Consider the following 12,500-nt stretch of genomic DNA (forward strand, 5'->3'; position numbering starts at 1 on the left):
ATTGCCGGGCGCATCCCGGCAATCCATTGGCGCGACGTGTGGAAGGGCTGCGACTGGATGCCCGGGATAAGCCCCGGCATGACAAAAATCTGAGCCCTTCTCGATATTGTCGCGTCACAGAAGCCCCCTCATGCCGACTCGTGCAGCAGTTCCAGATATTCCTCGCGCGTCGCCAGCCGTGGGTTGGTCGCATGACAGTGGTCCCTTAGCGCCTCGCCCGAAATCCTCTCCATCATCGCCTCGGTCACGCCCATGGCGCTGAGCCCGCGCGGCAGGCCGATCTCGCGGCAGAGACCGGCGACAACCTCCGCCGGATCGCCCCCGAGGATGCCGGCCAGCACATCCCATTTGCTGCCGATCACGCCGCGGTTGAAGCGCAGCACCGCCGGCATCAGCACCGCGTTGAGCGTACCGTGATGCAGGTTGAGTTCGCGGATGGCGCCAAGCGGATGGGTGAGCGCATGCACGGCGCCGAGCCCCTTCTGGAAGGCCATGGCGCCTTCGAGGGCGCACATCATCATCTCCCAGCGCGCCACGCGATTGCGGCCATCGTCGACGGCGGTGCGGATGGCGCCGAAACCACGCTTGAGACCGTCGATGGCGATGGCGTCCGCCGGCGGATTGACGGCTGGCGCCATATAGGTCTCGAGGCAATGCGAGATGGCGTCCATGCCGGTCGCCGCCGTCAGATGGGGCGGCAGGCCATAGCTGAGTTCAGGATCGCAGAGCGCAATACTCGGCAGCATGAAGGGGCTTATGATGCCGAGCTTGCGCCCCTCAGCCGTGATGATGACCGCCGCGCGGCCGACCTCCGAGCCGGTGCCCGAGGTGGTGGGCACGGCGATCAGCGGGCAGATGCGGCCATGGATGCGCGCTGCCCCACCTTCCACCGCAGCATACTGTGCAAGCGGCCCTTCATGGCCGGTGAGCAGGCGAACCGCCTTGGCGAGATCGATCGAGGACCCGCCGCCCAGCCCCACGAGCCCGTCGCAATCAGCATCGCGATAGCGCGCCAGAGCAGCGAGTGTCGCCTCCTCCGTGGGGTTGGCAGGCGTGCCATCGTAGACGGCGGGCGGTTCGGCAAAGAGCGCCCTGACCCGTTCGACCAAGCCGGCAGCGACGAGGCCGCGATCGGTGACCAGCAGCGGACGCTTGACGCCCAGCCCCTCCAGCAGAAAGGGAAGCCTGGCGATTGCGCCTTCGTCGAATTCGATACGGGTGAGATAGGTGATGGTGGCCATGGCAATGACTTCGTTATGAACAGGAATTCTGGTTTTGAGAGCACGACTCGAAAGTCGGGAAGCAGCCAAGTAGGTCACAGCTCTTTCATGCCCGGCATCGTCCCGGGCATCCACCTGCGACCCCTCGAAGGTTTGCGCTTCCTGGATTGCCCGGACAAGCCCGGCAATGACAAAATGGTGAGGTTCCCGCGACTTCTCGGTCAAGCTCGCCAATTGCGCGCGATCAGAGCCTCTGCCAGAACGGTTTCTGCCAGAAGCTTGTGCAAGGTCTCGTCATTGATGCGGTTCTCGAGGAGCAGCTTGCGCACGGCGTTGCGCTCCGCGTTCAGCGCCGCCGCCAGCAACTCCTTTTCGACATCGGATGCGTCGCGTGCCTCCTTGTGGATGTCCTCGCTCAAGTCGCTGGAGGCGGCGCGGCGGCGATAGTTCTCGATAAGGCGGCCGGCAACGTCGCGCGCGACAAGGCGGCCGGCCGCTTCGGCATCGGCCGCGAGGGCCTCCACCTGATCGATGGCCGCCTGGGCGGCGATGATACGAGCGAAACGCTCTTCCTCCTCGATGGGATCGTCCTCGGCCATCTTGAGACCGCGTGTGATCGCCGGCAGAAACAGGCTCGCGAGCCCCAGTGAGCAGAGGATTACCCCAGCCGCCAGGAAGATCGCGACATCGCGGCTGGGAAAGGGAGACCCATCCGGCAGCGCCAGCGGCAGGGACAGGATGCCGGCCAGCGTCACCGCACCGCGAACACCGGCGACCGAAGTTGCAATCTTCACGCGCAGGCTTTCCTTGGGCTCGGGCCGGTGGCGAAGGTGCCCCACCCATCGCCGAATGCCGATGCCCCCGGAAATCCAGGCAAAGCGCACCGCAATCAGCACGAAGGTGAGCCCGAGCACGGTGAGGAAGGGCTCTATCACGGGCAGCCGCGTCGAAAGTTCCGATGGCACCGAACGCAGGATTGTCGGCAACTGAATGCCCAGCAGCAGGAAGATAGCGCCATTGAACGCGAAGGGAACCGTGTCCCAGACGACGCCTGTCTTCAGCCGCGCTCCGACGCTCAAATGCCGGAAAAAGCCGGCCCGGCCGACTGTCAGGCCGGCAGTGACGGCGGCGAGGATCCCCGAGGCGTCAAAATGCTCGGCGAGCAGATAGGCCGCGAAAGGCAGCAGCAAGGTGAGAAGGACTTGCGCCTCAGACGGCGTGCCGTCACGCTTCCTGAGGAGCCTGAGCAACTGGACCGAGCATAAGACCGAGACGAAGCCGGCCAGGATGCCGCCGACCACCGCGAGGAAAAAGAAGCGCGCGGTCTCAGGGAGCGAGAACTGCCCGGTGAGAGTGGCCGCCACGGCGAAGCGGAAGATGACCAGGCCCGACGCATCGTTGAGAAGCGCCTCCCCTTCGAGGATGTGCATCAGCCTGCCGGGCACGCGCTGGCGATCGACGATGGAGGACACAGCCACCGCATCGGTGGGCGACAATACGGCCCCGAGCGCGAAGGCGACCGAGAGCGGCAGGGTCGGGATCAGCCAATGCAAGGCATAGCCGAGGATGAAGACGGTGAAGAAGACAAGGCCGAAGGCAAGTCCGAGAATCGGCACCTTCAAGGCCTGGAACTCGCGTTTGGGCGCGTTGAAGGCGTCCGAGAACAGCAACGGCGGAATGAAAACGAGGAGGAAGAGGTCGGGATCGAGCGCCAGATGCAACCCGTTGGCCGGCCAGGCCAGGATCAGGCCAATGGCGATCTGCAGGATGGGCAACGGTACCTTCACGAAGCTCGCGAGAGCGCCACACAGGGTCAGGATGAACAACAGCAGCAAGATGGCGATGGCGACGTCCACAGCTGTTCAGATCCTCCAGTCCAAGCCGTCGGGATGCTAGGCACTCAGGCAAGCGTAAGCAATCGGGGATGGCCGGCGATGCGCAATTCGGGTGCAACCACAGCACCCCTCAATGTGCAGCCGGGCTCGTGCCATCCCTCGGCTCCCTGATCCGATACCAGGTCACATAAAGCGCCGGCAGGAAGAGCAAGGTGAGGAGCGTCGCCACCAGGATGCCGCCGATCATGGCATAGGCCATGGGTCCCCAGAACACTTCGCGGGCGATGGGGATCATGCCCAGGCTTGCGGCGGCCGCCGTGAGCAGGATGGGGCGCATGCGGTGCACGGTGGCGGTGACTACCGCGTCCCAGCGGTCCTGGCCCTCCTTTTCGTGATCCTCGATCTGCTTCACCAGGATCACCGAGTTGCGGATGATGATGCCGATCAGCGCGAGAACGCCGAGGATGGCGACGAAGCCGAGCGGCTGGTGGAAGGGCAGCAAACCGAGCACGACGCCGATCAGGCCAAGCGGCGCCACCGAGATCACCAGGAAGAGTTTCTGGAAGCTCTGCAATTGGATCATCAGCACGGTGACCATCACAAGGAGCATGATGGGCACGATCTGGATGATCGGCGACTGACCCTTGCCGGCCTCTTCCACCGCACCGCCGATCTCGACCTTGTAATGGTCGGGAAGTTGCCTGGCGAAGGTGTCGATCTTGGGCTGCAGGCGCTGCACCACCGTCGCCGGCTGAATATCGCCGACGAGAGCGGCGCGCACGGTGATCGTCGGCAGGCGCGAGCGGCGCCAGACAATGGGCTGTTCCAGCTCGTAGCCGATATTGGCGACGGCCCTCAGCGGCACCACCGTGCCACCCGTCAGGGATATCTGCAGGTTCTCCAGCGTCTCCACCGAGTTGCGCTGGTCCGCCGTGGCACGGCCGACGACATTGACGAGATAGATGTTGTCGCGCACCTGCGTGAAGCTGGTGCCGGCCAGCGTGCCATTGAGGATAGAGGCGATGTCCTGCGAGGTCACGCCGAGCAGACGGGCCTTGTTCTGATCGACCTCGACACGCAGCACGCGGCCAGGCTCGTTCCAGTCGTAGGTGATGGTGCCGAGATTGGGATCGTCGGCGATCACGCCGGCAAGCTTCACCGCCTGCGCGCGCACCTCCTGGATATCGGTGCCGCTGACGCGATACTGCACGGGGCGGCCGACCGGCGGGCCAAGTTCGAGCGGATGCACGAGAATGTCGATGCCGACGAACTGCTCGCGCGCCAGCGCCTCCAGCTTGGCCTTCACGCGGTCACGCGCCTCGATGCCCTTCGTCACCACCACGGCCTGGCCGAAGAAGGGATTGGCGAGTTGCTGGTCGAGCGGCAGATAGAAGCGCACGGCCCCCTGCCCTACATAGGAGCTCCAGCGCTCGACATCGGCATCGCCTTCGAGCGTCCCTTCGAGACGATCCATCTCTGCCCTGGTCTCGGCGATGGTGCTGTTCTGGCGCAGCGTCATGTCGACCAGGAGTTCCGGCCGATCCGAAGACGGGAAGAACTGCTGCTGCACATGGCCCATGCCCACCACCGAGGCGCCCAGCAGGGCAAGGCAGACGGCGATGGTCAGCCAGCGCCAGCGCATGCAGGCGAGAAGGATCGACTTGAACATCCCGGCGAAGAAGCTCGGCTTCTCATCGTGCTTCTTCATCGATTTCGGCAGGATGCTCACGCCGAGCAACGGCGCGAACAACACCGCCACGATCCAGGACGTCAGCAGGGCCACCGCGATCACCACGAAGAGGGTGAAGGTGTACTGGCCGGCGGAGCTCGAATTGAGGCCGATCGGGATGAAGCCCGCCACCGTCACCAGCGTGCCGGTGAGCATCGGGAAAGCGGTGGAGGTGAAGGCATAGGTCGCCGCCTTGCCGAGCGTATCACCCTCCTCCAGGCGGCTGATCATCATCTCCACCGTGATCATGGCGTCGTCGACCAGCAGGCCGAGGGCGATGATCAGGGCGCCAAGCGAAATGCGCTGCAGGGAAATGCCGGTATATTCCATCACCAGGAAAACGATGGCGAGCACCAGCGGGATGGAGATAGCCACCACCAGGCCGGCACGCAGGCCCAGGCTGACGAAGCTCACGGCCATGACGATAATAACGGCTTCCATCAAGGCCCGCGTGAAGCCCGAGATCGCTTCCTCGACAATGGCGGGCTGGTCGGAGACGAGATGCACGCCGACGCCGACCGGCAATGTGCCGGTGATCTCCGTCATGGCTTTCTTCAGGTCTTCGCCGAACTGCAGCAGATTGCCGTTGGGCGCCATGGCAACGGCGAGGCCGATGGCCGGCTTGCCGTTGAAGCGGAAGAGCTGGGATGGCGGATCCTCATAGCCGCGGGTGATGGTGGCGACGTCGCTCAAGCGGAAGAAGCGGTCATTGACGCGCAGGTTGATGGCCCGCAGGTCTTCCTCGGACTTGAAGCCGCCGCCGACGCGCACGCTGACCCTGTCCTGCCCGGCCTGGATCACGCCGGCGGCCGACACTGTGTTCTGTGCCTGGAGCGAGGCGATCACGGTTTGGCGGTCGAGGCCGAGGCTCGAGAGGCGCGCGGTATCGAAATCGAGATAGATCACCTCGTCGAGCGCACCGAGGATCTGCGTTTTGCCGGCATTGGGCACCGAGAGCACGCGGTCCCGCACGCTCTCCACATAGTCGCGCAGCTGGCGGAAATTGATGCCATCCGCGGTGAAGGCGTAGATGTTGCCGTAGACGTCGCCGAATTCATCGTTGAAGAACGGCCCCTGCACGCCGCTCGGCAAGGTGTACCAGATGTCGTTCACATGCTTGCGCACCTGGTAGAAGGCATCGGTGAGGGCACGGCCATTGGTGGTGTCCTTGAAGTTCACCATGATGGTGGCGCTGCCGGGCTTGGTGTAGCTGCGCGTGTAATCGAGCGCCCCGACCTGCTGGAGTTCCTTCTCGATGCGGTCGGTAACCTGGTTGATGGTCTCGTCCAAGGTCGCGCCCGGCCACTGCACCTGCACGACCATGGTCTTGATATCGAAGGAGGGATCCTCCTCGCGGCCGAGGCGCGCGTAGGAGAGCGCTCCGGCAAGCACAGAGGCGATCATCAGGTACCAGATGAAGGAGCGATGCCTGAGTGCCCAATCGGACAGATTGAAGCCGTTCATTTCTGGCCCTCGGGACGCGGGGTAATAGGAAGTCGCACGGCCTGGCCAAGCTCGAGCGAGGCGGCGCCGGCCTCGACCACGATGTCACCGTCCTTGAGGCCGTCGACGATGGCGAGACCGTCCTTGATGGAGACCAGCTTCACGGGCCTCGCGGCGACGACCGACCTGACGGCATCGACGACCCAGACCGAACGCCGGTCGCCGTCGCCGGCAAGCGCCGTCTGCGGCACGGCGATATAGGATGGGACGGCGCGCACGGCCGAGACGGATATGGTCGAGCCCAGGCGGAAAACATTGGGCGGATTTTCGAGTGAGAGCCGGGCGCGGCGGGTACGGGTAATCGCATCCGAGGCCGGAGCGAGCTGGCGCAGCGTAGCGCTGGCCTTGATGGAGGGCTCGCCCGCCAGCATCACGTCGAAACGCGGATATTGCAGCAATTCCGGCGCGAGATAATCGGGCACGTCGACCACGGCCTCCCGTATATCCGGCCGCGCCAGGGTGACGATGATGTCGCCGGCCGAGACGACCTTGCCGACATCCGAATTCACCGCGGTGATCACGCCGTCATAGGGGGCGATGAGCTCGGCATAGCTCAGGACGTTCTGCGCCTGGCGCAGCGAAGCTTCCGCCTGGGTGACCTTTGCTTCCGCCGTCTCGCGAGCGGCCACCGCGTTGTCGACCTGCGCCTTCGAAGCTGTCTCGGTGACGACCAGCGCCTTGCTGCGGTTCTCGGTCAGCACGGCATTGGCAAGCTGCGCCCTGGCATTGGCGAGATCCGCCTCCGCCGACTGCACGGCAAGCCGCAGAAGGGTGGCGTCGACGGCCGCGAGCCTTTGGCCCTGCTTGACGGTGTCGCCGACATTGACCTCCCGGGCGATGATGCGCCCGCCGACCTGGAAGCCGAGATCCGTCTGGTAACGTGCATCGACGCTGCCGATGAAGGGGCCGAACATCGCCTTATCCTGGGCGTGCGCGATAACTGTGAGCACCGGGCGCGCCGGCTCCTGCGCGAGGGCAGGAAGCGTGGCAGCAAGCAACGCCGGCAGGACGGACTGCAGGACTGCGAGGGTGGGCCGCCTTTGACTCTCTTCCCGCTTGTGAGGAGAGGTTGGGGATTGGGGTCGATCCGGATGAGACGCCCTCTTTGCCAGGTGCCCCCACCCATCCAGCCGATCGTTACTATTTCTGGAAATCACCCAGGCGGTCATCCTCATGGCGCCTTCTCCTCGACTGTTTCGACCACCTGTCCGGGGCGCAGAAGCTGGCCGCCCTTCGTCACCACGACATCGCCATCCTTGACGCCCTCGGCGAGGACGATGGACTGGGTGGTGTAGCGGTCGAGCGTCACCTCGCGCGGCTCGGCCTGCCTGGTGTCCGCTGTCACGGTCCACACCGCCGGCCTGCCCTGCCACATGAACAGCGCCGAGGCAGGCAGCACGAAGCGCCGTTGCGGCGCCAGGCCCGCATGGCCGCGCACGGCAGTACCCAGGGACATCGCCGGCGGCGTCTCCTTGAGACCGATCTTGACGCGGATCGTGCCTTTCTTGGCGTCGACGATGGGCGAGACCTCGCGCACGGTTCCGGTGGTCGTCACCGTCGGATCGGCGATCAGCGTGATGCCGACATCGGGCGAACCGGGAGGTTCGCCGACCAGCGCTTCATAGACATCGAACACCGCATCGCGCGGCCCGTCCTGGGCGATGCTGAGCACGGTCTGCCCGGCCTGCACCACCTGCCCGGCTTCCGCGCTGCGCGAAGTGACGGTACCGGAGACGCCCGCACGCAGATCGGCATAGGCGAGCTGTTCCTTTGCCTGGGCAACCTGTGCCGTCGCCGCCGCTACCGCTCCCTGCGCCACGCTGAGATTCTCCTGTGCGGCGTCGAGCTGGGACTGCGAGGTGGCGTTGCTGGCGATCAGCGTCTTCTGGCGCTGGAAGGTCGCCTCGTTCTGCTGGAGCTGCGCTTGGGCCGAAGCCAGTGAGGCATTGGCAGTGTCGAGGGCGATGCGCTGTTCCTGGCCGTCGACGCGCGCCAGCACCTGGTCGGGAGTAACGTGGTCGCCCACATCCACCAGGCGCTCGACGATGCGCCCGCTGACCCGGAAGGAAATGTCGCTCTGCACCTGCGCCTCGATGTCGCCGGTCAGGCTCACCTCGTCGCTGAAACTGCTGGCCTTGGCTGTGACCACCTCGACACGGGCCGGAGGGCCTCCGGCCGCAGCCGGCACGATCGCAGTTCCGGCGATCACCATCCCGATGGCCAGGCACGAACTGCGTGCTGGCCGCCTTGACGCGCTGGGTTTCATCGGCATCCTCGCTTCATGCTGGACGTGACTAACGTATTGCGTGGCGCCCCCATAACAGTTAAAAATAAAACCGTCCAGACGGTTTTTTAATCAGGGATATCGCGGTGAGGACCATGCCCCCACTCTCTGACCCACCCAAGGCAGCCCGAACGCGCAAGCCCCAGCAACGCAGCACGGAGACCATCGGCCAGATTCTGACCGCAACCGTCGCCGTGATCGAACAAGTGGGCGTACACAATCTCACCATCGACATGGTGGCGGCGGAAGCCGGCGTCAGCAAGGGCGGCGTGCTGCATCACTTCCCGGCCAAGAAGGCACTGGTGGTGGCGGCAATCCGCCGCAACATGGAACAGCTGGTTGAAGAAATCGAGGATACCGCCGGTTCGACCCGCACTTTCACCGAAGCGCTCGCCATCCACGCCCGGCAGATCATGCGGGAGAAAGGCGGCGTCTCGCCCGCCCTCTTCGTCGCCTCCGCCGAGTTCCCGGAAGCGGCGGCGGCCGTACGGGCCATGTTCAGCGCTCTGACCAGCCGCCTCGTCCGCGACGGTGATACCGGCGGCGTCGACCGCATCCTCTTCTTCTTCGCCGCCTTCGGCATCCTGGTCGGTCGCGGCATGAACTTCTTCCAGCCCAATGAGGAGGAACTGGAAGCGCTGTTCAACAAACTCGATGAGTATGCTGCAAAGGAGACTTGATTTGGAGTGGCGGTCTCCGACCGCCATTCTCGAGCCGCCGCGCCGTCAGGAGGGGAAGATGGCAGTCGGAGACTGCCACTCCAAATTTGGCCCCTCTCACTGCGCCAGGAAGCCGCCATCCACCGGCAGCGTGTGACCTGTCACCATGGCCGCGCCTGGCCCCGCCAGGAATAGGATGGCCGGCGAGACTTCATGTGGCTCGGCGATGCGGCGCAGCGGGGTCATGGCTTCGATGCGCTGCATCAGTTCCGGCTGGGCCAGCAGCGGAGCGATGAAAGGCGTGCGCACATAGGTCGGCGCGATGGCGTTGACCCGGATGTGGTGCGGCGCCCACTCCACCGCCAGCGCCCGTGTCATGTTGACGATGGCTCCCTTCGTGGTCTGGTAGGAGATGTTGGGATAGAGACCGCCGCCCGAGAGGCCCATGATCGAGGCGGTGTTGATGATGGCGCCGCCTTTTCCTGCAGCGATCATGTGGCGCGCCGCCGCCCGTGCGCACAGGAAGACGCCGGTCATGTTTACGGCCACCACCTTGTCCCAGGCTTCGAGGCTGAGATTGACGGCGGCATCGCGGATGGCCAGGCCCGCATTGTTGACGAGGATGTCGATGCCACCGTGCCGGGCCACGATCTCGGCGAAGGCCGCTTCCACCTGCGCTTCGTCGGAGACATCCATCACCAGCGCCGCAGCCGGCCTGTCGCCGCCGATAGAGGCAAGGACCTCGGATGCCACCGGCGCCCGGTCGAGCACGACGACCTCGGCCCCAGCCGCCGCCAGAGCCTGCGCCGCCGCAAGGCCAATGCCGCTGCCCGCGCCCGTCACGGCCGCGACCTTGCCGGAAAGACCGAAAATGCCGGCCAGGCTTACGGCGCCCCTACCCTCGTGATCTTGCATGCTCGATATCCTCACGGCGCTCTCGACAGGCGCCTTCCTATTCAGCTGCCCCATTTCGTCGGACATATGCCGATTTGTAAATGGCCCCGAAGCGGCTCAGCGTGCGCCCCGTGCGCAAGCTTCCACGAAGGCCCGAAGCTTGGGCTGGTTGCGGCTGGTGCGCGGGAAGTAGATGAAGAAGGCGTCGCGCGAGGGCGAGAAGGCCTCCAGCACCGGCTCGAGCAGGCCGGCCGCCAGTTCCCGCGCCGACATCAGGTTGGACGTGTAGATCAGGCCGAGCCCCTCGACCGCCAATGCCCGGAACAGCTCGGGGTCGCTGACCACCAACGAGCCGGGCGGGTCGATGCTGAGCGCCTGACCCTCGCGTTCGAATTCCCACCGATAGACGTCGCCGAAATCGGGTCGGCGATAGCGGATGCATTCGTGCTGGGCGATGTCTTCCGGTATTTGGGGCCGGCCGTGCACGGCGAGATAGGATGGGGCGCCCATGACGAGCCAGTTGAAGGACGGCGAGACTCGCACGGCCACCATGTCACGGTCGATATATTCGCCGATGCGGATGCCGGCGTCGAAGCCACCGGCCACGATCTCCTGGCGGCTATCCTCGACGGTGATCTCGATCTTGAGATCGGGCCAGGCCTTGCGGAAATCGGGCATGATCGGCGTGACGACATGCGGTATCGCCACTCGTTGCACGAGAAGGCGCAGCGTGCCCGACGGCCGGGCGCGCGACTGAGTCAGCTCATCGAGCGTGGTGGTGATTGCATCCGCCGCCGGCGCCAATTGGGCGAGCAGCCTTTCGCCAGCCTCGGTCAGCGAGACCCTCCGGGTGGTACGTTGGAACAGCGGCAGACCGAGCCGGCGCTCCAACGTCTGCAACGCCTGACTGACCGCACCGGCTGTCACGCCGAGTTCGATCGCCGCGGCGCGAAAACTGCCCTGACGCACGATGGCAAGGAATTCGGAAAGACCGTCGAAGGAATCGCTGCGAGCCATGAACCCTCGGAGCGCGGACGTCTCTGCGACACTCAAGCGAGTGTCGGACGATCCGCTCTTCCTCTTTGGTAGAGCACACCGTTTCTAGGAGCGGACGTCGCCGCCATATTGAACGCAGTTCAATGTGGCTGAAGTCCGCGCTCCGAACATTGTATAGCACAGCTAAACAGCTTGTGGAGCACTATCGGGCTTACGGCTTCGTCCGGATCAGCCTATGTTCCCGACACCGAGACCGCCCGAAAGGCTTGGCCTTTCCGAGCCCTCTCGCCTTGCTCGTTACCTCAACAACGAGAGCTATCCTCTTCTTTTCACGGACATAATTCCATGCGCTACAACACACTCGGCGGCACCGGCCTGCTCGTGTCGGAAATTTGCCTGGGCACGATGACCTTCGGTGGCCGCGGCTTCTGGACCAATATCGGCACGCTCGACCAGTCCGTCGCGGATTCGATCGTGGCCAAAGCGCTCGAAGCCGGCGTGAATTTCATCGATACGGCAGATGTCTATTCCGAAGGCCTGTCGGAGGAGATCACCGGCAAGGCGATGGTGAATTCCGGCCACAAGCGGTCCGACATCGTGCTCGCCACCAAGGCGCTCGGCGTTGTCGGCCAGGGCGTGAATGATCGCGGCGCCTCGCGCGGCCATATCATGGATGCCGTGAAGGCCAGCCTGAAGCGGCTCGGCACCGATTATATCGACCTCTACCAGATCCATGGTCTCGACCAGGTCACCCCGATCGAGGAGACGGTGCGTGCGCTCGACGATCTCGTACGCCAGGGGCATGTGCGGTATGTCGGCGTCTCCAACTGGTCGGCCTGGACGATCATGAAGGCGCTCGGCATCGCCGACAGGAATGGCTGGACACGCCCCGTCACCCTGCAGGCCTACTACACCATTGCGGGCCGCGACCTCGAACGCGAGATCGCCCCGCTGCTGAAGGCCGAGAGGCTTGGGCTGATGGTATGGAGCCCGCTCGCCGGCGGCCTGCTCTCCGGCAAGTATGACCGCGAGGGCAACGGCCCCGAGGGCTCGCGCCGCGTCAGCTTCGACTTCCCGCCCGTCAACAAGGATCGCGCCTTCGACTGTGTCGATGTCATGCGGGAGATCGCCGAGGCCCGCGGCGTCTCCGTGGCCCGCATCGCGCTGGCCTGGGTGCTGCACCAGCGCTTCGTGATGTCGGTGATCATCGGCGCCAAGACGACCGAGCAGCTCGACGACAACCTCGCCGCCACGGGCGTCAAGCTCACGGCGGAGGAATTGGCCCGTCTCGACAAGGTCAGTGCCCTGCCGCCCGAATATCCCGGCTGGATGATCGAGCGCCAGAGTGCCAACCGGCTGCCGGCCACGCAGAGCTGAATA

At 64.8% G+C, this 12,500-nt stretch carries 9 protein-coding genes; 2 read left to right on the plus strand and 7 right to left on the minus strand.

Annotated features, from left to right (window positions below):
• Nucleotides 1-128: 128 nt before the first annotated feature.
• From ACMDCR_RS23530 to ACMDCR_RS23550, 5 genes are all read right to left on the minus strand, one after another.
• Complete coding sequence (locus ACMDCR_RS23530) at nt 129-1,241, minus strand: iron-containing alcohol dehydrogenase (protein ID WP_413988952.1); 1,113 nt, start codon at nt 1,239-1,241, stop codon at nt 129-131.
• Nucleotides 1,242-1,441: 200 nt separating this feature from the next.
• Complete coding sequence (locus ACMDCR_RS23535) at nt 1,442-3,076, minus strand: Na+/H+ antiporter (protein ID WP_413988953.1); 1,635 nt, start codon at nt 3,074-3,076, stop codon at nt 1,442-1,444.
• Between the two features lie 109 nt (nt 3,077-3,185).
• Entirely contained in the window at nt 3,186-6,248 is a 3,063-nt protein-coding gene (locus ACMDCR_RS23540; RefSeq protein ID WP_413988954.1) for an efflux RND transporter permease subunit, read from the minus strand.
• Complete coding sequence (locus ACMDCR_RS23545) at nt 6,245-7,237, minus strand: efflux RND transporter periplasmic adaptor subunit (RefSeq protein ID WP_413988955.1); 993 nt, start codon at nt 7,235-7,237, stop codon at nt 6,245-6,247. The genes ACMDCR_RS23540 and ACMDCR_RS23545 overlap by 4 nt, the downstream gene beginning before the upstream one ends.
• A gap of 221 nt (nt 7,238-7,458) precedes the next feature.
• Complete coding sequence (locus ACMDCR_RS23550) at nt 7,459-8,499, minus strand: efflux RND transporter periplasmic adaptor subunit (RefSeq protein WP_413988956.1); 1,041 nt, start codon at nt 8,497-8,499, stop codon at nt 7,459-7,461.
• 167 nt (nt 8,500-8,666) lie between these two features.
• On the opposite strand from ACMDCR_RS23550, the gene ACMDCR_RS23555 reads away from it, so the two are divergent.
• Entirely contained in the window at nt 8,667-9,251 is a 585-nt protein-coding gene (locus ACMDCR_RS23555) for a TetR/AcrR family transcriptional regulator (RefSeq protein ID WP_413988957.1), read from the plus strand.
• A gap of 96 nt (nt 9,252-9,347) precedes the next feature.
• On the opposite strand, the gene ACMDCR_RS23560 is transcribed toward ACMDCR_RS23555, so the two are convergent.
• Nucleotides 9,348-10,145 (minus strand): SDR family NAD(P)-dependent oxidoreductase, encoded by a 798-nt coding sequence (locus ACMDCR_RS23560; RefSeq protein ID WP_413988958.1) that lies wholly within the window; start codon nt 10,143-10,145, stop codon nt 9,348-9,350.
• 96 nt (nt 10,146-10,241) lie between these two features.
• Nucleotides 10,242-11,141, minus strand: coding sequence for a LysR family transcriptional regulator (locus tag ACMDCR_RS23565; RefSeq protein ID WP_413988959.1), 900 nt, complete (start codon nt 11,139-11,141; stop codon nt 10,242-10,244).
• A 324-nt stretch (nt 11,142-11,465) separates the two neighbouring features.
• On the opposite strand from ACMDCR_RS23565, the gene ACMDCR_RS23570 reads away from it, so the two are divergent.
• Entirely contained in the window at nt 11,466-12,497 is a 1,032-nt protein-coding gene (locus ACMDCR_RS23570) for an aldo/keto reductase (RefSeq protein WP_413988960.1), read from the plus strand.
• Nucleotides 12,498-12,500: the final 3 nt, after the last annotated feature.

This window comes from Labrys okinawensis (genome assembly GCF_047345005.1).
Classification (GTDB): Bacteria; Pseudomonadota; Alphaproteobacteria; order Rhizobiales; family Labraceae; genus Labrys; species Labrys okinawensis.

Coding starts and splice junctions, on each gene's coding strand:
- ACMDCR_RS23530 (WP_413988952.1), bottom strand. CDS start 1,241: ATGGCCACCATCACCTATCTCACCCGTATCGAATTCGACGAAGGCGCA.
- ACMDCR_RS23540 (WP_413988954.1), bottom strand. CDS start 6,248: ATGAACGGCTTCAATCTGTCCGATTGGGCACTCAGGCATCGCTCCTTC.
- ACMDCR_RS23550 (WP_413988956.1), bottom strand. CDS start 8,499: ATGGTGATCGCCGGAACTGCGATCGTGCCGGCTGCGGCCGGAGGCCCT.
- ACMDCR_RS23555 (WP_413988957.1), top strand. CDS start 8,667: ATGCCCCCACTCTCTGACCCACCCAAGGCAGCCCGAACGCGCAAGCCC.
- ACMDCR_RS23560 (WP_413988958.1), bottom strand. CDS start 10,145: ATGCAAGATCACGAGGGTAGGGGCGCCGTAAGCCTGGCCGGCATTTTC.
- ACMDCR_RS23565 (WP_413988959.1), bottom strand. CDS start 11,141: ATGGCTCGCAGCGATTCCTTCGACGGTCTTTCCGAATTCCTTGCCATC.
- ACMDCR_RS23570 (WP_413988960.1), top strand. CDS start 11,466: ATGCGCTACAACACACTCGGCGGCACCGGCCTGCTCGTGTCGGAAATT.